Below are 22,100 nucleotides of genomic sequence, written 5' to 3' on the forward strand. Positions count from 1 at the left end.
CCTGGCGCGCGTCGATTCGGGATCGAGCAAGGAACGCCTACTCCTTGAAGCGGTACCCGACGCCGTACAGCGTTTCGATCATCTCGAAATTGTCGTCCGTCACCTTGAACTTCTTGCGCAGCCGCTTGATGTGGCTGTCGATGGTGCGGTCGTCGACATAGACTTGGTCGTCATAGGCCGCGTCCATCAGCGCGTTGCGGCTCTTCACCACGCCGGGGCGGGTGGCGAGCGCCTGCAGGATCAGGAACTCGGTGACGGTGAGGGTGACGTTCTCGCCCTTCCAGGTGCAGGTATGCCGCTCGGGGTCCATGCGCAGCAGCCCGCGCTCCAGCACCTTGGCGCTGTCGGTCTCGCGCGGGGCGGTGCCGTCCTTCGGCGCCACGCGGCGCAGCACCGCCTTCACCCGCTCGACCAGCAGGCGCTGGGAGAACGGCTTCTTGATGAAGTCGTCGGCGCCCATCTTCAGGCCGAACAGCTCGTCGATCTCGTCGTCCTTGGAGGTGAGGAAGATCACCGGCATGTCGCTCTTCTGCCGCAGGCGGCGCAACAGCTCCATGCCGTCCATGCGCGGCATCTTGATGTCGAAGATGGCGAGGTCGGGGGGATTGCTCTTGAACCCGTCGAGCGCGGTGGCGCCGTCGGTATAGGTCTGGATGCGGTAACCTTCGGATTCGAGGGCGATCGAGACGGAAGTCAGGATGTTGCGGTCGTCGTCGACGAGAGCGATGGTCGGCATCTACATTTTCCTGTTCGGCGGCGTCATGCGCAACGGGCGGTGAACCGTGCTGGCGTGTCCATAATGTGACACGCAAGGAGACTCACCTAGGAATAGCGCGTTTTGAGTCACATAGCCAATGTGCGGCCGCATGCCGCCCGCGACGGTGCTTGACGCCGCCCGCCGGCTTCGCCACTCAGGCTCCTGGCCGGGAAAGCCATTCAGGGGACTTCCATGAACGACACCTCCACCCCCGGTTTCGACGCGCCCGCCACCGTCAGGCGGCTCATCCGCGAGGCGCGCACCGGCGCGCTGGCCAGCCTCGACCGCGACGGCTGGCCCTATGCCTCGCTGGTGCAGACCGCGACGCTGCATGACGGCTCGCCGCTGCTGCTGCTCTCCCAGCTCGCCCGCCACACCCGCAACATCGCCGCCGACTCGCGGGTGAGCCTGCTGCTGGACGAGGACCGCCAGGGCGACGAATTGCAGGGCGCGCGGGTCAGCCTGAAGGGCCGGATCGGCCGCATCGCGAGCGAGGAGGACATCGCCACCGCCCGCCGGCGCTTCCTCGCCCGCCATCCCGACGCCGCCGGCTTTGCCGGTTTCGCCGACTTCGCCTTCCACCGCATCGTGCTGGAAAGCGCGCATCTCGTCGCCGGCTTCGGCCGCATCGTCGAATTGCCCGCCGCCGATTTCCTCACCGACCTGACCGGGGCCGACGAGGTGGCGTCGAGCGAGGCCGGCGCCGTCGAGCACATGAACGACGACCATGCCGACGCCATCGGCCTCTACGCCACCGCCCTGCTCGGCGCCGCGCCCGGCGACTGGCGGATGGCCGGCATCGACCCGGAGGGGTGCGACCTGATGACCGGGGTCGAGACGCGGCGCCTGCCGTTCGACCGGCGCATCACCACGGCCGGCGACGTGCACCGCATCCTGGTCGAACTCGCGGTGAAGGCTCGCAAAATCGCCGGCGTGCCCTCCTCGCGCGGCGACCATTGACGCTGGGTCCGGCGGCGGGGCGAGGGTAAACGCCGCCTCGCCCCCGACCCGGTTTCGCCACGAATTCGACCCCGTATGACAGACAAATGGCCCGAGTGCTCCTTCACGGTGCCGGCCGGCGGGCATGACGAGAAGGAGTTCAACATGCTGGAAACCGGCATGCGCAACCTGGAGAACGCCGCTGCGGCGACGGGTCTTTCGGGTTCGGGCAAGGTATTCTGGAACCTTGCGGGCCCCACGCTCTATGAGCGCGCCATCGCCCGCGGCGAGGCGCGGCTGTCGGCGACCGGCGCGCTGGTCGTGGAGACCGGCGCCGGCGACACCGCCGCGCGCCATGTGGTGCGCGAGGATGTGGTGCGCGAGGATTTGGCGCACGAGGAAATCCTCCATGAGGATGCGGGAGCGGCGCAGGACGGCGCCCCGGCCCTCGACCACCGGGCCGATCCGCTGGCGCTGCCGCGCGAGGCCTTCGAGCGGCTCCGGGACGACATGATCGCCTATGCGGCCGGGCGCACCCTTTTCGCGCAGGACCTTCATGCCGCGACGGCGCCGGGCCATGTGCGCCGGGTGCGGGTATTCGCCGAGCATGCCTGGCACGCGCTGGCGATCCGCAACCTGATGCAGCGCCCCGACCGCGCGGCGCTCGACGGCTTCGTGCCGGACGTCACGCTGTTCTGCCTGCCGCATTTCCGGCCGGATGCCGAGCGGCACGGCCTCGGCGAGGCCAGCGCCATCGTCGAGGACCCGGCGCAGGGGCTGATCCTCGTCGGCGGCACCCTCGATTTCGGCGCCGTGCAGCGCGCCGTCCTCGCCCATCTCGACGCGGTGCTCGGCGAGGCCGGCGTGCTGGTGCTGGACGGGGCGGCGGATATCGGCCCGCATGGCGAGGTGACGCTGTTCGTCGGTTCGCCGGGCAGCGGCAAGAGCACGCTGGCCGGCACGCTGGCCGCCGACCCGCGCACCGGCCGCATCGGCGACGGCGCCCTCGGCTGGAGCGCCGACGGCGTGTTCAGCCCGCTCGGCGGCCTGCGCCCGCGCGTGCGGGATATCGAGGCGGCGGGCTTCGACGTGGTGTTGGAGAATGTCCCGCTCGACGCCGACAGCCGGGAGCCGGACCTCGCGGGCGTCGGCGAGGCGGCGCGCGCGACGCTGGCGGCCGGCGATTTCGGCATGGCGGCCGGCGCGCCGCGCACGCTGATCCTGACCAGCTGCGACAGCTTCGGCGTGCTGCCGCCGATCGCCCGCCTCAGCGCCAGCCAGGCGCTCTATCATTTCCTGTCCGGCTATTCCGTCGGCCCGGACGGACACGAGCCGCGCTTCGCCCCCGACGAGCGCTCCCCCCTCCACGGCCGGCTGCTGCGCGACCGGCTCGCCGGCGGCGAGGTGACCTGCTGGCTGGTCAATACCGGCTGGAGCGGCGGTCCCGCCGGCCGGGGCGCCGGTCCGGAAGCCGGCAAGGGCACGCGCATCCCGCTGGAGACCACGCGCCTGCTGGTCGCCGCCGCGCTCGACGGCACGCTGGCGCAGGGCGAGTTCCGCCCCGACCCGCATTTCGGCATCGAGGTGCCGGTGGCGGCCGAGGGCGTCGACGCGCGCCTGCTGGAGCCGGCGCAGAGCTGGGGCAACCGCATGGACTACGTGATGGCGGCGCGCCGCCTCGTCGGCCTGTTCGCCGCCAATTTCGCCCGCTTCGAGGGCGAGTTCGACGCGGAATTGCGGGACGCCCAGCCGGGCATGGCGATCGCCGCCGAGTGATGGCACTCTCTCCCGGCACAAGGCCGGGAGAGACGCCGTGGCGGAAGCGAGCCGATACGCGATCCGGGCCGTCGCGCTGGCGGCCGCCCTGCTCACTGCGGCCCCGGCGCTCGCCGGCGACGGTGCGGCGGCCTTGCGCTTCATCGCGCCCGAGACCTATGTCGACGGCAATCTCGCCTGGTCGCCGGTCGACCGGCGGCTGACCTTCGAGGGTCTGTCCCGCATCTTCGCCCGCGAGGCGGCGCGCGCCCTGCCGGCCGGCGACGTGCTGGAGATCGACATCCTCGCCCTCGACCTCGCCGGCAGCATCGATCCCCTCGCCTCCCGCACCGGCGAATTGCGGGTGATGCGCGCGGACACCTGGCCCTCGCTCGCCCTGCGCTACCGGCTGCTGCGGCACGGCCGCGTGATCGCGCGGGGCGAGGCGACGCTGCGGGCGATGAACTACCTGATGGACCCGCGCGCCGCCCGCTCGTCCGATCCGCTGCGCTACGAGCGGGCGATGATCGCCGCCTGGTTGCGCGCCCGCTTCGCCACCGGCGCGCAAGGCTGAGCCCGGCTCAGCGGAAATACAGGAAGGTGAGCAGCGCGAAGCAGGGCAGCAGGAAGATGCCCGACCACGCCATGTAGCCGAAGAAGCTCGGCATCTTCACGCCGCGGCTTCTGGCGATGGCCAGCACCATGAAGTTCGGCGCATTGCCGATATAGGTCAGCGCCCCCATGAACACCGCGCCGGCCGAGATCGCCTCCAGCGTCGTCGCGTAGCGGTTCATCAATTCGCCCGCGTCGCCGCCGGCGAGGTTGAAGAACACCAGGTAGGTCGGCGCATTGTCGAGGAAGCCGGACAGGATGCCGGTCATCCAGAAATAGCCGGCATTGAACGGCTCGCCCGCCTCGTCGGTGACCAGCGCCACCAGCCCGGACAGCGCGCCGCCGGAGCCGGCCTTGAGGATCGCGATCACCGGGATGATGGTGAGGAAGATCGCCGCGAACAGCTTGGCCACCTCGCGGATCGGCTCCCAGTCGAAGCCGTTGCGCTCGCGGATGAAGGCGGGCGTCACCGCCATCGACACGCCGGCCAGCACCAGCAGGATGGCGTCGCGCACCACCGAGGGCAGCGGCAGGTGGGTGCCGGCGACGTTGAACTCGATATCCGGCTTCCACAGCGCGCTGACCAGGATGGCGCCGATGACGCCGGCGAGCAGCGGCAGGTTGGCGAGGCCGCGCAGGCCGATGCTCTCGGTGTCCGGCGTCGGGTCGGGCCTGGGCGGCCGCCTCTCCTCGCGCGCGTAGAACCAGCGGTCGAGCCCGTAGAAGGCGACGAGCAGGATCGCCACCACCAGCGCGGTATCGTGGAACAGGTGGCTGGTGGTCCAGAAGAAATCGACGCCCTTGAGGAAGCCGAGGAACAGCGGCGGGTCGCCGAGCGGAGTGAGCGAGCCGCCGATATTCGAGACCAGGAAGATGAAGAACACCACGGTGTGCACATTGTGGCGCCGGTTGTCATTGGCGCGCAGCAGCGGGCGGATCAGCACCATCGAGGCCCCCGTGGTGCCGATCAGGCTGGCGAGCACGGTGCCGATGGCGAGCATCGCGGTGTTCACCGCCGGGCTGCCATGCAGGTTTCCGGTGACCAGGATGCCGCCGGAAATGGTGAACAGCGTGAACAGCAGGATGATGAAGGGGATATATTCCAGCAGCGCCGCGTGCACGACCTCATAGGTCGCGATGCCCGCCCCCTGCAGCGCCACGAAGGGCACCAGATAGGCCAGCGCCCAGAACAGCGCCACCTTGCCGTAATGGTGATGCCAGACATGCGGCGACACCAGCGGCAGGATGGCGATGGAGAGCAGCATGCCGGCAAAGGGGATGCCCCAGGCCAGCGACAGGCTGGCGCCGTCGATGCCGGCCCCCTCGGCGGCGAGGGCCGGCGCGGCCATGCCGGCCATGAGGCCCGCCGCCAGCGCCGCCGTCCTCGCCGCTCCGAACAGCTTCGCCATCGCGCTCCCCCACGTCTCGATGCCCCGCGTTGGGGTTAGCAACCCCTCCCCGGCCTGTCGAGGAAATCCGGCCGGCATCGATGCCGGCGCCGATGTCGATGCCGGTGCACCCCGCGCCGGGCGGCCATGGTCGCGCGGCCGGGACGGTTCTAGCCAGCGCGGACGGCGCCGCAGCGGCGCCGCCGGTTGAATCGCCCGCGCGAGGGTTCTAGTTCTAGCCCGCGCCGCCGGCGCGCAGGAGGATTCGCCATGGCCCGTGCCGTCGCCGGCCCCGAGATCGAACGGCTCATCCAGCTGCTGGCGCGGGTGCCCGGCCTCGGGCCGCGCTCGGCGCGACGGGCGGCGCTGCAATTGATCAAGAAGCGCGAGGCGCTGATGGCGCCGCTGGCAAGCGCGCTTTCCGAGGTGCTCGGCAAGATCGAGACCTGCCCGGTCTGCGGCAATCTCGACGTGCGCAGCCCGTGCCTGGTCTGCTCGGACCCGACCCGCGACACCGCGATGCTGATCGTGGTGGCGGACGTGGCCGACCTGTGGGCGCTGGAGCGTTCCGGGGCGATGAATGCGCGCTACCATGTGCTGGGCGGCACGCTCTCCCCGCTCGACGGCATCGGCCCGGACGAGCTCAACATTGCCAGCCTGATCGGTCGGGTGCGCGAGCGGGGGCCGAATGGCGGCATCACCGAGGTGCTGATCGCGCTCGGCGCCACGGTGGACGGCCAGACCACCGCGCATTACGTCACCGAACTGTTACGCGACACCGGAGTGAAGGTGACGCGGCTGGCGCATGGCGTGCCGGTGGGCGGCGAGCTCGACTATCTCGACGAGGGTACGCTGGCGGCGGCGATCCGGGCGAGGACGGCGTTGTAAAACAACCGATCAATCTACAATTCGACGTCAACCTAAAAGGCGATTATCCTCTTTACGCAAGTAAGCATCCACGCACTTGCGCGGCGCGGGCGGCACGATTTTGCAAGACCTAATCACGTAGTTTTACTTAAATATGCCACCCGGTTCTTCCTGCTCTTCGTAGTCTACACCCGGATCGGGTAGCTCAGAGAGGCTCATGTTGAGGGCATTCTCCATGAGGGTATTGTTCTCGGGGGTATAATCGGCGTCAGGGTAAGGAATTTCTGCCAGCCAATACCCTTTCTTGGTGCGAGCGATGCGGTCCTTCATCCGCCAAAGCATCGTAGACAGTACCATTTCGGGATCAGATCCGTTTAGGATCACCCCGCGCGACCGCAGTCCTGAGAAAAGTTCGGTACGACTCATTGGGCGGCCACCGTCCATAAGAATCGCCCGCGCCTCCTCTATTACCTGTTCTTTTGGTGGATTCTTCGGCCGCGGCGTGCGCGTATCTAGCGACACGGCGCTGATATCCACATTCCCCACAGGGGTGCTATCGACACTCACACCCGCAAATTCTTGCCAATCTTCCATAAATTTTGAAACGCGAATTAGGTCGCGCCTCGCCTCCTCAAGTCTCTGTTGGAGCTTGTTTATTTCCGCGGCCAGATCCTCTCGTCGCGCTGCCGCGTTACGGTAAGCTGCGTCTTCCATGATGGCCTCCGTTTGTTCCCCATACGTATCTCACGCCCGCGCCCACACAGCAACACCGGGCAGCTTGTGTGGAGCGGCCTCATCATGTAGATTGTGAATGCGGTAAATACCGCGCAAAGGCCCCGGATCATCCGGGGCCTCCGTGCAAGCGGCATACGCGCCATGGAAGCGCGAGATTGGAGGTAGATTATGGGGAACGGCATCCCCGGGAAATTTGGATGGCTGGTACCCATCCTATTTCCCCTGCTCTTGACATAGAGTCAGGACGGCGGGGCAATGCCCCGCCGTTTCTATTCGATAGCATACACGCCGACGAAACGCAAGGAATCCCTGCATAATACGCTTTGCTGATGCGGCAAAGGCCGGGCAATTTAATGGCCCTCTAGAGCGCTTCTGATATGTGTCAAAGCGCCATGAGTGGGACATTTGCAGGCACTATCATACACTCGCCCCCCTACCCCAGCCCCCGGAAATGCCCCCGCGCCTGCAGATAGGCCAGCAGCGCCAGCCCCGGCAGCGCGGCGAATGCCGTCACCGCGAAGAACACCACCCATCCCGTGCTTTCGGCGACGAAGCCAGCGCCTGAGGCGAGGAACGTCCGCCCCACCGCCGCCAGCGCGGTCAGCAGCGCGTATTGCGTCGCGGTGTGCGCGCGCGCGCCGCACAGCGCCGAGATATAGGCGACGAAAATCACCGTGCCGATGGCGCCGGTGAAGTTCTCGACGAGGATGGTCAGCGTCAGCGCGCCGAGGTCCACCCCCATCCAGGCCTGCCACGAGAACACCAGGTTGGAGAGCATCTGCAGGATGCCGGCGATCCACAAGGCCCGGCCCAATGGCAGCGCTCGGGCGATCAAGCCGCCGGCAAAGCCGCCGAGCAGTGCGGCGGCGAAGCCCACGCCCTTGACGATGCCGGCATAGGCCGCCTTGTCGAAGCCGATATCGATGACGAAGGCGCCGGTCAGCACCCCGGCAAAGGCGTCGCAGAACTTGAAGAACACCACGAAGGCGAGGATGGCGACCGCGTCGCGGCGCATCAGCATGTCGGCAAAGGCGCCGACCGCGGTGTCCCATACCCGCTTGGCGACGTTCGGCTCGCGCACCAGCCCGGCATTGCCCGCCGGCTCGCGGGCGAACAGCGTGGCGAGGAAGCCGACGCCGACCATCAGCGCCGCCGCCATGTAGCCGAAGGCCCAGACATCGGCGCGGTCGACGCCGATCGCCTCGAACCACGCCACCAGCAGCACCACCCCGGCGCCGGAGGCCAGCATGCCGACCCGGTAGGCGGCGACATAGCCGGCCATGCCGGCCGCCTGCTCGCGGGTCTCCAGGCTCTCGACGCGGAAGGCGTCGACGACGATGTCCTGCGTCGCCGAGGCGCAGGCGACGAGGAAGGCGCCGAGCGCCACATGCCAGGGCGCCGCGACCGGGTCCTGGAAGCCCAGCCACAGGATCGCCACCGCCAGCAGCAATTGGGTGAACACCAGCCAGCCGCGCCGCCGCCCGAGCAGACGGGAGAGGATGGGAACATCCAGCGCATCGACCAGCGGCGCCCAGATGAACTTGAAATTGTAGGGCACCCCGACCAGGGCGAACAGGCCGATGGTGGCGAGGTTCACCTTCGCCTCCGCCATCCAGATGGTCAGCGTCGCCCCGGACAGCGCCAGCGGCAGGCCGGAGGAGAAGCCGAGCAGGATGACGATCAGCACCCGCGGGCGCAGATAGACCCGGAGGCTGGCGAGGAAGCCGTCCATGCCCTCGTCGGCCGGCATGGATGGACGGGCGGTCTCGGTCATGAGCGGCACATTCCCATGAGCGGGGGGTCGGCGGGAATTCGGCGGGGGGACCGGTGGGCGATTCGGATGGCGATGCGGTCTTTCTAACCCGCCGCCGCCACGCTGTCGCGCCGGCGCGGCTCCCGGCCCGAAATCGGTCCGTCAACCGGGATTTTCGGTCCCATCGTACACCTCACCGGTCTCACTGGACGTCTCGCCGGACACGGCGTCGGCCGCCGGTTCCTCCGGCATCGGGATGACGTCGACGGCGACCGAGAGCTTCTGCCGGCCGGAGCCGATCAGCACCCCGCCGATCGGGGCGACATCGGTATAGTCGCGGCCGATGGCGAGCACGACATGGTCGGTGGAGACGACCAGCGCATTGGTGGGGTCGAGGCCCACCCAGCCGATTTCGTTTCCGCACCAGACATTTACCCAGGCATGGGTGGCATCGGCGCCCTGCAGCCGCTCCTTGCCGGGCGGCGGTTCGGTACGCAGGAAGCCGGAGACATAGGCCGCCGGAAGCCCGAGCCCGCGCAGGCCGGTGATCATGATATGCGCGAAATCCTGGCACACGCCGCGCCGCATCTCGAAGGCATCGATGGCGGGGGTGGAGACATCGGTGGCGCGGGAATCGTAGGTGAACTCGTCATGCAGCCGGTTCATCAGCTCGACCGCGCCTTCCAGCATCGGCCGGCCGGCGGAAAAACTCTTTATCGTCCAGTCGGTTATCGGCGAACTGAGCGGCACCGCCGGGCTTGGGTAGACGTGATGCACCGGCGAGCGGTCGGACAGGTCGTCGCACAGCCCCACTGCCTCGCGCACCTCTTCCCAGCCCGGCCCGGAGGCAGGGTCGTGCTCGATGCCGGGATCCACCTCGACCCGCGCGGTGGTGCGCACGGTGAAGCGGGTATGCGGGGTCTCGATGCGGATATGCGCGACCTTGTTGCCGAAGAAGTCGGTGGTGTCGGTCCACTCCGCCGGCTCGGGGTCGACGGAGAAATGGCTGGCGACCACGCGCTGGCCGGGACGGTTCACCGGCACCATGCGCACCACATGTCGTGCCACCGGCACCGGTTGGGCATAGGCGTAGGCGGTGGTCTGGTGGATGTCGTATTTCATGCGCGCCATCCGCTCACGCCGGCACATCTCCGTTCGGGCCAGGAAATCCGGTTCAGGCCAAGAAGCCGATCAGGCCAGGAAATCCCATGGCGTCTCGACCGGCGACCGATGGATGAAGTAGCGCTCGGCGATGTCGTTTGACAACTCCATCAGTTGCGATTCGACCTCGCGCAGCCGGGCATCGTCGAACTCGTTGGCGCCGAAAGCCCGCATCGAGGCCAGCAGCCGCGCGGCGAGGCGCTCCTCCGGCAGAGGCGGCTCGTCGCCGTGGTGGCCGGGCAACTGGTCGAGATGATCGGCGACGCAGTCGATCTGGTAGGCGAGCGAGCGCGGGTTGACCGGGTCGAGCAGAACGAGATCGAGCACCGGCGCGCGGCTCTCGGTCATCACATAGCGCGAGCGATAGGTGATCTGGCTGTCGCAGAGCTCGAGCAGCACGTCGAGCGTGCTGGCGCTGGCGGTCTCGCCGACCAGGGTGCGGGACATGCGGGCGGTGGCGATGCCCCGCTCGATGCGCCGGCCGAGATCGAGGAAGCGCCAGCCGGCCTGCCGGTTCATGTTTTCCGAGGCGAGGCCGGAAAAGGCCGAGAGCGCGCGGAGCGCCCGCTCCAGCCGCTCATGCGCATCGGCCTCGATGCCCCTGGCGGGAACCGGCTCGGCCAGCATCAGCGCGAGATCGGCGAGGGTGCGCCAGGCATCGGGCGACAGGCGGTCGCGGATGACCGAGGCGGTCTGGCGCGCCGCCTCGACGATGTTGGGCAGCGCCCCGGACAGGTCGCGGCGGGAGAGCACGGCAAGCGCATGGCGCGTCGTCTGTTTCTGGGCTAGGCCCGCCGGCACCGCGCCCCAGGTCTGGAGCAGCAGGGTGAGCTTCTCCACCGATGTCGTGTCGCCCTCGATGGTCGAGGACAGCCGGCCGACCAGGGTGCGCAGCAGGCGCAAGGTGAGCTCGGCGCGCTCGACATAGCGGCCGAGCCAGAAGAAATTGTCAGCGGCGCGGCTGGGCAGCGGGCCGATCTGACGTCGCACCTCGCCGGCACCGGGGGTCGGCAGCAGCGTCGTCTGCTCCGCCGGCGCAGTGCCGAGCACCCAGACATCGGCCGAGCGCCCGCCGCTCTGCATGGTCACAGCGCGGGCATCGAGGCTGTCCGAGACGCGGCAGAAGCCACCGGGCATCACCCGCCAGCCGTCTTCGGTCGCCGCCACGTAGATGCGAAGGATGAAGGGGCGCGGCTCCAGCTGGCCATTGCGCCAGACCGGCATGGTCGACAGGCGCACCGCCTCCTGGCCGATGAAATCCACCCCGCGGGTGCGGATCGCATTGATGAGCTCGGCGCGGCGCGCGGGCGTCAGGTCGGCGCCGATCACCGGGCCGTCGTCGAGCAGGCCCGGCAGCGTGCGGGCGAAAGCCGGGGCGATGACGAGATCATCGATCTCATCCAGCACCCGCTCGCGCTCGGCCGCCTGCCCGCACCACCAGGTGGCGACGTTGGGCAGCTGCAGGTCCTCGCCGAGGATGCGCGGGCCGATCTTCGGCAGGAAGCTCATCATCAGCGGCGCCTCGATGAGGCCGGCGCCGAGCGCATTGGCCAGCGCCACCCCGCCGGCGCGGATCGCCTGCACCAGGCCCGGAACGCCGAGCCGCGAGCGCGGATTGAGCTCGAGCGGATCGGCGAAATCGGAATCGAGGCGGCGCAGCAGCACGTCGACCCGCTTCAGCCCGGCAACGGTGCGCACATAGACCGCGTTGTCGCGCACGGTCAGGTCCTCGCCCTCCAGCAGCACGAAGCCGAGATAGCGGGCGAGATAGGCATGCTCGAAATAGGTCTCGTTGAGCGGACCGGGGGTAAGTAGCCCCACCCGCCCCTCGCCGGAGCGGTCGAGCCGGGTGAGGCCGGCGCGCAGGCCCTGGAAATAGCCGGCGAGCCGCACGACGTTCATCGAACGCGACAGTTCCGGCAGCGAACGCGAGATGGCGATGCGGTTCTCCAGCGCGTAGCCGGCACCGGAGGGCGACTGGGTACGGTCGGACAGCACCCACCAATTGCCATCCGGCCCGCGCCCGACATCGGCGGCATAGATGCGCAGGAAGCTCCCGCCATGCGGATCGACCCCGACCAGCGGTCGCAGGAATTCCGGGCTACCGGCCACCGCCGCCGCCGGCAGGGCGCCGGAACGCACCAGTTCGCCATCGCCATAGATGTCGGCGAGCACCGATTCCAGCATCTGCGCGCGCTGGATCAGCCCGCGCGACAGCGCCTGCCATTCCGTCTCGTCGATGAGCAGCGGGAGATGCGACAGCGGCCAGGGGCGCTCGCCGCCGCCGGGATCGTCATAGACGCGGTAGAACACGCCGGAACGGTAGAGATAGCGGTCGGCGGCCGTGAAGAGGCGGTTGACCTCGTCGACGCCCATCTCAGCCAGCGTCGCCAGCAGCGGCCCCCAATGCGGGCGCAGCTTGCCCTCGCCGTCGACGAGTTCGTCATGGACGCCGGGCAGCGGCCGATAGCCGGACAGCAGCGAATCCGCCGCTTCAGCCTCGAAGCGGCGCGTCAATGCCTGCAGCTCGCTCCCTCCCGCCATGGCCTCCTCGACCCGGGTTTTCGGACACGCCCCCACGCGGCACCACGGCCGGGGCCGGCGATCAACGCCGGCGCCGCGCCGCGCTCCCGGCGCCGCGTCAGATCCGCGCCGGCCTCCTGAGATCGAGAGTGGCGGGGAATTCCGGCGTCGGCTCTTCCGGCGGCACGAACAGATAGCCGGGAGTGTGGCCGTAATCCTGGAACCGCGCCAGACGCCGGGCCTGCGCCTCGTAGGAATTCACCGGAAAAGTCTCGTAATTCCGCCCGCCCGGATGGGCGACATGGTAGACGCAGCCGCCGAGCGAGCGGTTCGACCACAAATCGACGATGTCGAATGTAAGCGGAGCATGCACCGGGATGGTCGGGTGCAGGCCGGACGCCGGCTGCCACGCCTTGAAGCGCACGCCCGCGACATATTCGCCGAACCGCCCGGTGGGGACCAGCGGCAGGCGCCTTCCGTTGCAGGTGACGATGTGGCGGGTCGGGTTGAGCCCCTCCACCCGCGCCTGCAGCCGCTCCACCGAGGAATCGACGAAGCGCACCGTGCCGCCCGCCGCCCCTTCCTCGCCGAGCACGTTCCACGGCTCCAGCGCCTGGCGGATCTCCAGCGACACGCCGCCATGCTCGACCTGGCCGAAATAGGGAAAGCGGAACTCGCGCTGCGCCTCGAACCAGGCTGGGTCGACGCGATAGCCGGCACGGCCGAGATCGTGCAGCACGTCCATGAAGTCCGCCCACACGAAATGCGGCAGCATGAAGCGATCGGCGAGCGACGTGCCCCAGCGGGTGAGCTCGCCCTCCTGCGGCTCGCGCCAGAACCAGGCGATGAGGGCGCGCAGCAGCAATTGCTGGGCAAGGCTCATCCGCCAGTCCGGCGGCATCTCGAAGGAGCGGAACTCGACGAGGCCGAGCCGGCCGGTCGGCCCGTCCGGCGAGAACAGCTTGTCGATGCAGATTTCCGAGCGGTGGGTATTGCCGGTGACGTCGGTGAGCAGGTTGCGGAACAGCCGGTCAACCAGCCAGGGCGGCGGCGCCATGCCGCGATGGGGCGCCGGCACGTTGGAGAACGCGATTTCCAGCTCGTAGAGGCTGTCGTGCCGGGCCTCGTCGATGCGCGGGGCCTGGCTGGTCGGGCCGATGAACAGGCCGGAGAACAGGTAGGACAGCGAAGGATGGCGCTGCCAATACAGGATCAGGCTCTTCAAGAGGTCCGGCCGGCGCAGGAACGGACTGTCCGCCGGGGTGGCACCGCCCACCACCACATGGTTGCCGCCGCCGGTGCCGGTGTGGCGGCCGTCGACCATGAACTTCTCGGTGCCGAGCCGGGTCTGGCGGGCGTCCTCATAGAGGTCGCGGGTAATCTCGACACAGGTCTTCCAGTTCGCCGCCGGGTGGACGTTGACCTCGATGACCCCCGGATCGGGAGCGACGCGGATGACGTTGAGCCTCGGATCGACCGGCGGCGTATAGCCCTCGATATGCACCGGCAGCTTGAGCTCGGCGGCGGTAACTTCGACCGCGGCGAGCAGTTCGAGATAGTCCTCCAGCCGCTCGGTCGGCGGCATGAACACGCAGATGCGTCCGTCGCGCGGCTCGACGGAAAGCGCGGTGCGCACCGAGCCGGTGCCGGTGAGCACCTGATCGATCTTCTCCTGGTGGCCTTCCTCGTTACTCACCCGCCGATAGCGCTGATGCAGCGCCTCCACATCCGGCAGATCGCCGGAAATCACCATCGGATCGGCCGGATTGACATAGGGATACAGCGCCGGCGGCACCCAGGGCAGGCTGGCGAGCGGCAGGCGGTAGCCGACCGGGCTGTCACCGGGAACCAGCAGCAGCTTGCCGCGCCGGAACTGCCAGACTTCGCTCATCCAGCCGAGGCGGCTGCGGGCCTGCCAGCGCTGGATCGGCAATACATAGCCGCTTGCCTTGCCGAGGCCGCGCGAGAAGACGCGAGCGAGACGCGCGCGCTCCTCCGGGTTCTCCAGCTTGGAATCAAGCGTGTCGACGTTTTCCGGCAGCTCGCCTTCCTTGACGATCCAGTGAGCGGCGTCCTCATAGGCGGGCTGGGCATAGGCGGCCGCCAGGCCGAGCCGCTCGGCGAGATTCTCGGTGAAGGCCTTGGCCTCCTCGATTGCCGCGCCGGTATAGGTCTCGGCGGCGACGAGCGCGGGATCGCGCCAGATCGGCTTGCCGTCCTTGCGCCAATACAGCGAGAAGGTCCAGCGCGGCAGGCTTTCGCCGGGATACCACTTGCCCTGTCCGTAATGCAGCATGCCGCCCGGCGCGAAGCGCTTGCGCAGGCGCCGGATGAGATCGTCCGCCCGCATGCGCTTGGTCGGCCCGACGGCGGCGGTGTTCCATTCGGCGCTCTGATAGTCGTCGATGGAGATGAAGGTCGGCTCGCCGCCCATGGTGAGGCGCACATCCTGCGCGGCGAGGTCGGCATCCACCCGGTCGCCGAGCGCGTCGAGCGACGCCCAGGCCTCGTCGGAGAAGGGCAGCGTCACGCGCGGCTTCTCGGACACGCGCGTGACCCGCATGTCGAACTCGAAGCCGGTCTCCGTGCCTTCTTCCGCCGTGAAGCCGCCGGTGATGGGGGCGGCCGAGACATAGTTCGGCGTGGCGCAGAGCGGCAGGTGGCTCTCGCCGCAGAGCAGGCCGGAGGTCGGGTCGAGGCCGATCCAGCCGGCACCGGGCAGATAGACCTCGCACCACGCGTGCAGGTCGGTGAAGTCGACCTCGGTGCCGGTCGGGCCGTCCAGCGCCTTCACGTCGGGCTTCAGCTGGATGAGATAGCCGGAGACGAAACGGGCGGCGAGGCCGAGCCGGCGCAGGATCTGCACCAAGAGCCAGCCGGAATCGCGGCAGGAGCCGGCGGCGAGGCTCAAGGTCTGGTCCGGCGCCTGTACGCCCGGCTCCATGCGGATGAGATAGCTGACGTCGGACTGGAGCTGCTGGTTGAGCTCGACCAGATAGTCGACCGTCGGCGCCCCGTCCTTCGGCCGCACCTTCTCGACATAGGCGTCGAGCAGCGGCCCGCCCTCCTCCGCCTCGAGATAGGGAATCAGTTCCTTGGCGAGGTCGGTCGTATAGGCGAAGGGCAGCTTCTCGGCATATTCCTCGACGAAGAAGTCGAAGGGATTGTAGACGGTCATGTCCGCGATGAGGTCGACCTCGATGCGGAACTCCGTTGTCTTCTCCGGGAAGACGAACCGCGCCATCCAGTTGCCGAACGGGTCCTGCTGCCAGTTCACGAAATGGTTCGATGGCGTGACCTTGAGCGAATAGCTCTTCACCGGCGTGCGGCAATGCGGTGCCGGGCGCAGCCTGATGATCTGGGGGCCGAGCGATACCGGACGATCGTATTTATAGGCCGTGACGTGATGCAGGCTGGCGAAAATGGTCATGGCACCACAACTGAGAACTAAGAACGCGGACAGCGGCCGCCAGCCTACGCCGACGATCGCCCGCCCTGAAAGAGGCGATTGGACTTCGCCCAGGACAAACGCAGGAATCGTGCCGCGGCCTTTGTCCGCGCTGCGTCAGGCGGCCGGGTCTCCGATGTCGCAACGACGCTCACGGAAGCGCCAGAATCATGCCTGTTATCAAGGCAGGTCGATACCGGCGGCGGGTAACGGCAACGGGTGCGGCGCGCGCGAGGATGGCGGCCGGAAGCGAGAACGATCCTCCGTTCAGGCGGCCGGATTGGCTTCGCCCTCGCCTGCCGCGGCAACCGCCGGCTTGGCCTTGCCGCGCGAGCGCCATTCCTCGAAGCGCTGCAGCACCGTGTAGAAGGACGGCACGAACAGCACGGCGAGACAGGTCGAGGCCAGCATGCCGCTGAACACCGCGATGCCGATCGACTTGCGCGAATTGGCGCCGGCACCGGTGGCGAGCACCAGAGGCAGCACGCCGAGGATGAAGGCGAAGGACGTCATCAGGATCGGCCGGAAGCGCAACCGCGCCGCCTCCACCGCCGCCTCCATGATCTCCATGCCCTCCGCCCGTTTCTCGCGGGCGAACTCGACGATCAGGATGGCGTTCTTCGCCGACAGCGCGATCAGCAGGATCAGGCCGATCTGGGTATAGAGGTTGTTGGCGATGCCGAGCCCGGTGAGCGCGGCGACGGTGCCGAGCAGCGCCAGCGGCACGGCGAGCAGCACCGAGAACGGCTGGATCCAGCTTTCATACTGGCCGGCGAGCACGAAATAGACCAGCAGGATGGCAAGGCCGAACACGAAGTAGATCTCGTTGCCGACCGCGACCTCCTGATAGGACATGGCGCTCCAGTCGAAGCCCATGCCCGGCGGCAGCGTGGCGTCGGCCAATTGCTGCATGATGTCGAGCGCCTGGCCGGAACTGAAGCCGGTCGACTGCACGCCGACGATGGTGGAAGCCGGGTAGAGATTGTAAAGGGTGATCAACGAGGGTCCCAGGACCTGCTTGATGGTCGCCAGCGTGCCGATCGGCACCATCTCGCCGGACGGCGCGGGGATCTTCATGTTCAGGATCTGGTCCGGCGTGCGGCGGAACTCCGCCTCCGCCTGCACATAGGCCTGGAAGGTCTGGCCGAACTGATTGAACTGGGTGACGTAGCTCGACCCCACATAGCCCTGGATGGCGGAGAACACCTGCCCGACGGTGACGCCGAGCGTCTCCGCCTTCACCCGGTCGATGCTCATGAACAGCTGCGGGACATTGGCGCGGAACGAGGTGCTGAGATGCTGGAGCGCCGACTGCGAACTGGCGTTCTGCACGATCTGCTGGGTGGCGGTCTGCAGCTGGGGGAAATCGAAGCTGCCGTCCTTCGATTCCACCATCATGGTGAAGCCGCTGGCATTGCCGATGCCCTGGATCGGCGGGGGCACCAGCACGAAGGTCACCGCCTCCTGGATCTGCGCCAGCTCCTTGTTGAGCGAGGTGTAGATCTCCAGAAGGCCCTGCCCGGCCTTGTCGCGCACGTCCCAGTCCTTGAGCATGACATAGGCGACGCCGCCGTTCGGCAGGGTGGCGTTGTTGTCCAGCACCGAGATGCCGGCAATCGCGATGACGTTCTCGACGCCCGGCGTATCGCCGGCGATCTTCGAGATGCGCTGCATCACCGCCTGGGTGCGCTCCAGCGAGGAGGCATCCGGCAGCTGGGCGCCGATCAGCACATAGCCCTGGTCCTCGGTCGGCAGGAAGCCGGTCGGAACGCGGGTGATGCCCCAGATGGCGACGCCGATGAGCACCAGGGCAACGGCGACGGTGAGATAGCTCACATGCACCATGCGGCGGATGATGCCCGCGTACCAGTGCTCGGCCTTGTCATAGACCGCATTGAAGCCGCGATAGAAGAAGTTGCGCTTCTCCGGCGGCACCGGCTTGCGCAGCCAGAGCGCGCACTGCGTCGGCTTCAGCGTCATCGCGTTGATGGCGGAGATGAAGGCGGTGGCGGCGATGACCAGCGCGAATTGCTGGTAGAGCTGGCCGGTGAGGCCCGGCATGAAGGCCGCCGGGATGAACACCGACATCAGCACCAGCGTGATGCCGATGATCGGGCCGAGCAGCTCGTCCATCGCCTTTTCCGCCGCCTCCCGTCCCGGCAGGCCGCGCTCGATATGGCGCGACACGCCCTCGACGATGACGATGGCGTCGTCGACCACGATGCCGATGGCGAGCACGATGGCGAAAAGGGTGGAGAGGTTCACCGTGAAGCCCATCGCCGCCATGGCGGCGAAGGTGCCGATGATGGTGACCGGAACCGTCGTCGCCGGCACCAGCGTCGCACGCCAGTCCTGCAGGAAGACGAGGATGACGACCAGCACCAGGATGCCCGCCTCGAACAGCGTCTTGTAGACCTCGGTAATCGAGGCATTGACGAACACCGTGGTGTCGAACGGCACGTCGTAGGACAGGCCCGGCGGGAACTCCTTGGCGAGCACGGCCATCTTGGCGCGCACTTCCTGCGCCACCTGCAGCGAGTTCGCCTCCGGCAGCTGGTAGATGCCGAGAGCGGCGGCCGGCTGGCCGTTATAGGTGAAGATCTGGCTGTAGGTCTGGGCGCCGAGCTCGACGCGGGCGATGTCGCGCAGGCGGGTGATCTGCCCGCCATTCTGATTGTCGACCTTGACGATGATGTTTTCGTAGTCGACCGCGTCGTTGAGGCGGCCGGCGATGTTCAGCGTGAACTGGAAATTCTGCCCCTTCGGCACCGGCGGCATGCCGACGACGCCCGAGGCGACCTCCTGGCTCTGCTGCTGGATCGCCGACATCACCTGGTCCGGCGTCAGCCCGCGCGCCTGCAGCTGGTCCGGGTTGAGCCAGATGCGCATCGCATACTGGCCGGAACCGAAGATGCTGACGCTGCCGACGCCCGGCAGGCGGGCGATCTCGTCCTGCAGGTTGATGATGCCGTAATTGGCGAGGAACAGGCTGTCATAGCGCCCGTCCGGCGCGAACAGCGTGACGAACTGCAGGATGGAGGTGGACTTCTTCTGCGTCGTCACGCCCTGGACCTGCACCGCCTGCGGCAGCGAGGCCATGGCGATGGCGACGCGGTTCTGCACCAGAACCTGCGCGAAATCCGGGTCGGTGCCGATGGCGAAGGTGACGGTGAGCGTATAGGTGCCGTCGCTGGCGCTGGTCGACTGCATGTAGAGCATGCCCTCGACGCCGTTGACCTGCTGCTCGATGGGCAGGGCGACCGTATCGACGAGGGTGCGGGCGCTGGCGCCCGGGTAGAGCGTCGTCACCTGCACGGTGGGCGGCACGACATTGGGATATTGGGCGACCGGCAGCTTGAGCAGCGCCACCGCGCCGATGAGCACGAAGACCAGCGCCAGGACGTTCGACAGAACCGGCCGTTCGATGAAGAAGCGGGAGATCATGGCTCGTGCCTCGGGGTTCGGGTCTGCCGGTGTCGACGTGACGGTCCGCCCGATGCCGGGCGGGGGACGCTTGGCACGATCAGGGCTTGGGGGTCGCCGGCGCAGCCGTGGCGGGCGCCGTCGTGGCCGGCGCAGGCGCAGCGGGTGCAGGCACGGCGGTGGCCGGAGCCACCTCCGGGTCGACCTTGGCACCGGGCACGGCGCGCTGGATGCCGCCGACCACCACCTTGTCGCTCGCCTCGATGCCGGTTTCGATCACCCGGTACTGGCCGACGAGCTGGCCGGTGGTGACCAGCTTCTCTTCCACCACATTGTCCTTGCCGACCACCAGCACATAGCTGCCCTGCTGGGCGGAGCCGATGGCGGTATCCTCCACCAGCAAGGCCTTGGGCAGGCGCTGGACCGGCACCCGCACCCGCGTGAACAGGCCCGGCAGCAGCGCGAGATCCTTGTTCTCGAACAGCGCCCGCACCAGCAGCGTGCCGGTCGACGGATCGACCTCGGGGGAGACGTAGTCGAGCCGGCCCTTGTGCGGGTAGCCGTCCTCGTTCTGCAGGCCGATGTCGATCTCGATCTCCTTGACCTGCTCGATGGTGCGGCCGGTTTCGGCCAGTGCCTGCTTGATGCGCAGGACCTGGTTCTCGCTCAGGTTGAAATAGACGTAGATCGGGTCCATCTGCACGATGGTGGCGAGCTTGGTCGGCTCGCCATGGCCGACCAGCTGGCCGACATCGGCGAGATGGCGGGTGACGATGCCGTCGAACGGCGCCACCACCGATGTGTAGCCGAGATTGATGGTGGCGATCTCGATATTGGCCTTCGCGGAATCGACCCCCGCCTGCGCCTGGTCGCGCGCCGCGCGGGCCTTGTCGACCACCGCCTGCGAGGCGAAGTCCTGCTGGCCGAGCGTGGACTGGCGGTTATATTCGGCGGTGGTGTTGATGAGCTGCGCTTCGGCCGAGGCCAGCGAGGCCTTCGCCTGGTCGAGATCGGCCTGGTAGGTGTCCTGCTGGATGAGGAAGAGCCGGTCGCCCTTCTTCATCACGGCGCCGTCCTTGTAGTCGATGGCCATCAGGAAGCCCTCGACACGCGCGACGAGGTCGACCGAATTGATGGAGGCGGTGTTGCCGGTGAGTTCCAGATAGCGGATGACCGGCTGCTCGACGGGCGAGACCACGGTGACTTTCGGCGGCGGGGGCGGGACGTATTCGTTCTTTTCGCTGCATCCGGATACCGCCAGAGCGAGCCCCAGCACGCCGACCGCAGTCAGGCCCGTCATACGCCACTTCACCGGACCCATCCGCCGCTCCCGCTGTCTTCCCCGCTGTCTCGACTATATGAGGGGGGTGATCTTGTCTAGGTTATCGGCGTTTTTGAACTTTACTATGAAGGGGTTCGCCACGCCGCGCCTGCGTGGCGCGGACGCGGTATTTTCTGGCGTCCTCGCCCATCAGACCTTATTGATTCCGCGACGACCTCTCGACCATCAGTCCGGCGCCAGCGGAAATGAGACGCAGCATGAAGACGACGAGCCTCGCCCGGAACGCCCTCGCCCGGAACGCCCTCGCCCGGAACGCCCTCGCCTGGAACGCCCTCGCCTTGGCCATGCTCGCCGTCGTTCCGTTCGCCCTTGGCGCCTTCCCGGCCGCCGCCGACCCGATGCTGAAGGTCAAGCAGGGCGACATCTTCACCGACCCCGTCGGCACGGTGATGAACGTGTCGGTGGCCAATGAGGGGACCACGCCGGTGGGCGCGGCGGTGGTAACCTGCGACTTCACCGCCGCGGGCAAGCCGGCGGGCACGGCGAGCACCACCATCTACAACATCCTCCCCGCCAGCACCGGCAAGGATCAGGTGCATCTGCTGGGCAGCGCTGCGGATGCGGCGAGCTGCGCGATCTCGTCCACAGCCCCGGCGACGAACTGAAGCCGCGGAGGCCGCCGTTTTCAGCGACGGCTTGCCAAGCGCGCGGCTTCGCTATATTCGGCGCCTCTCTGTCCCTGCGGCGGAGCGCACGACCCCTGAACGGTCTGTGTCGAGGAGGGGTGGCCGAGTGGTTGAAGGCGCACGCCTGGAAAGTGTGTATACGGGAAACCGTATCGCGGGTTCGAATCCCGCTCCCTCCGCCATTTCGGAACAAAACCGGGAACGCCGATTCCCGCTAGAGACCGAAGTAAGGGGCGCGCAGCAGTTCGCCCTTCGATCCCATGATGCGAACATGGCCCTCTCCGACCTCGACGCGCTGGGCAAAAGCGCGCAGATGATCCCACCGATAGTCGCCGCCATCCTTCCGGAGCCGACGCTGCGCGGTCGTGGCGAACTTGCGCAGAACGGCCGGTGTGACGGCCATGCTACCGGAGCTTTCGAGCTGGGCCTGTGCCCGCTCGGAATCGGCCTGCGCCTGATCGCGTAGCGCCCGAAGGGCGACGACGCGCTCCTTCAGCGCCGGATCGTTCAGATCGGTCACGCCCGATTCGATGGCCTCGTAGAGGCGTTTCAGGCGAAGCTCGGTTTCGGCCACGCGCCGGTTCAACTCGGCGATATGCTCGCGGCGGCGCTCGGCCCGCTCCTCGCGCCGATCGAGGATCGAGGATCGAGGATCGAGGATCGAGGCGAGAACTTCCTCCGGTCGCTCGGACCGCGATCATCGCGACGGCTATTGGTCCACCGAGTTCTATCGTCTCCGCCACAATATATGGAGATGTCGCGAAGTTTGCG

General features: G+C 67.8%; 15 protein-coding genes and 1 tRNA gene. 6 read left to right on the top strand and 10 right to left on the bottom strand.

Going from position 1 to position 22,100, the window contains the following annotated elements; all coding sequences use genetic code 11:
• Positions 1–37: 37 nt before the first annotated feature.
• On the bottom strand, positions 38–736 hold the full coding sequence (locus AC1RU4_RS19915; RefSeq protein WP_213365125.1) for a response regulator transcription factor: 699 nt from the start codon (positions 734–736) through the stop codon (positions 38–40).
• A 213-nt stretch (positions 737–949) separates the two neighbouring features.
• Here AC1RU4_RS19915 and AC1RU4_RS19920 point away from each other — a divergent pair, with 213 nt between their 5' ends.
• The 3 genes from AC1RU4_RS19920 to AC1RU4_RS19930 all read left to right on the top strand — a co-directional run bounded on the left by AC1RU4_RS19920 (position 950) and on the right by AC1RU4_RS19930 (position 4,025).
• Complete coding sequence (locus AC1RU4_RS19920) at positions 950–1,717, top strand: HugZ family pyridoxamine 5'-phosphate oxidase (protein ID WP_492892874.1); 768 nt, start codon at positions 950–952, stop codon at positions 1,715–1,717.
• A 159-nt stretch (positions 1,718–1,876) separates the two neighbouring features.
• On the top strand, positions 1,877–3,472 hold the full coding sequence (locus AC1RU4_RS19925; RefSeq protein ID WP_492892991.1) for a phosphoenolpyruvate carboxykinase (ATP): 1,596 nt from the start codon (positions 1,877–1,879) through the stop codon (positions 3,470–3,472).
• A 37-nt stretch (positions 3,473–3,509) separates the two neighbouring features.
• Positions 3,510–4,025, top strand: coding sequence for a DUF3016 domain-containing protein (locus AC1RU4_RS19930; RefSeq protein ID WP_492892875.1), 516 nt, complete (start codon positions 3,510–3,512; stop codon positions 4,023–4,025).
• A gap of 7 nt (positions 4,026–4,032) precedes the next feature.
• On the opposite strand, the gene AC1RU4_RS19935 is transcribed toward AC1RU4_RS19930, so the two are convergent.
• Entirely contained in the window at positions 4,033–5,472 is a 1,440-nt protein-coding gene (locus tag AC1RU4_RS19935) for a sodium:proton antiporter (protein WP_492892876.1), read from the bottom strand.
• 249 nt (positions 5,473–5,721) lie between these two features.
• Between AC1RU4_RS19935 and recR the strand changes: the two genes are divergently transcribed.
• Positions 5,722–6,339, top strand: coding sequence for a recombination mediator RecR (recR, locus tag AC1RU4_RS19940; RefSeq protein ID WP_492892878.1), 618 nt, complete (start codon positions 5,722–5,724; stop codon positions 6,337–6,339).
• 123 nt (positions 6,340–6,462) lie between these two features.
• Here the strand turns inward: recR and AC1RU4_RS19945 are convergent, their stop codons facing one another.
• From AC1RU4_RS19945 to AC1RU4_RS19975, 7 genes are all read right to left on the bottom strand, one after another.
• A complete protein-coding gene (locus AC1RU4_RS19945; protein WP_492892879.1) occupies positions 6,463–7,032 on the bottom strand; it encodes a hypothetical protein in 570 nt (189 codons plus the stop codon).
• A 454-nt stretch (positions 7,033–7,486) separates the two neighbouring features.
• Positions 7,487–8,827 carry an AmpG family muropeptide MFS transporter gene (locus tag AC1RU4_RS19950; protein ID WP_492892880.1) on the bottom strand — a complete coding sequence of 447 codons (1,341 nt, stop codon included), beginning with the start codon at positions 8,825–8,827 and terminating at the stop codon, positions 7,487–7,489.
• Between the two features lie 141 nt (positions 8,828–8,968).
• Positions 8,969–9,928, bottom strand: a complete 960-nt coding sequence (locus AC1RU4_RS19955; protein WP_492892881.1) for a transglutaminase family protein — start codon at positions 9,926–9,928, stop codon at positions 8,969–8,971.
• Between the two features lie 69 nt (positions 9,929–9,997).
• Complete coding sequence (locus AC1RU4_RS19960; protein WP_492892882.1) at positions 9,998–12,511, bottom strand: circularly permuted type 2 ATP-grasp protein; 2,514 nt, start codon at positions 12,509–12,511, stop codon at positions 9,998–10,000.
• Between the two features lie 97 nt (positions 12,512–12,608).
• Positions 12,609–15,920 (bottom strand): transglutaminase family protein, encoded by a 3,312-nt coding sequence (locus AC1RU4_RS19965; RefSeq protein WP_492892883.1) that lies wholly within the window; start codon positions 15,918–15,920, stop codon positions 12,609–12,611.
• Between the two features lie 285 nt (positions 15,921–16,205).
• Positions 16,206–19,382 (bottom strand): efflux RND transporter permease subunit, encoded by a 3,177-nt coding sequence (locus AC1RU4_RS19970; RefSeq protein WP_492892884.1) that lies wholly within the window; start codon positions 19,380–19,382, stop codon positions 16,206–16,208.
• A 79-nt stretch (positions 19,383–19,461) separates the two neighbouring features.
• Positions 19,462–20,661 (bottom strand): efflux RND transporter periplasmic adaptor subunit, encoded by a 1,200-nt coding sequence (locus tag AC1RU4_RS19975; protein ID WP_492892885.1) that lies wholly within the window; start codon positions 20,659–20,661, stop codon positions 19,462–19,464.
• Positions 20,662–20,900: 239 nt separating this feature from the next.
• Between AC1RU4_RS19975 and AC1RU4_RS19980 the strand changes: the two genes are divergently transcribed.
• Both AC1RU4_RS19980 and AC1RU4_RS19985 read left to right on the top strand, forming a co-directional pair.
• On the top strand, positions 20,901–21,308 hold the full coding sequence (locus tag AC1RU4_RS19980; protein WP_492892886.1) for a hypothetical protein: 408 nt from the start codon (positions 20,901–20,903) through the stop codon (positions 21,306–21,308).
• Positions 21,309–21,421: 113 nt separating this feature from the next.
• Positions 21,422–21,511, top strand: a tRNA-Ser gene (locus AC1RU4_RS19985).
• 32 nt (positions 21,512–21,543) lie between these two features.
• Here the strand turns inward: AC1RU4_RS19985 and AC1RU4_RS19990 are convergent.
• Positions 21,544–21,903: a hypothetical protein gene (locus AC1RU4_RS19990; protein WP_492892888.1), complete on the bottom strand. Its 360-nt coding sequence runs from the start codon at positions 21,901–21,903 to the stop codon at positions 21,544–21,546.
• Positions 21,904–22,100 lie beyond the last annotated feature (197 nt).

Source organism: Ancylobacter sp. GW821-FHT10E12 (assembly GCF_058809335.1).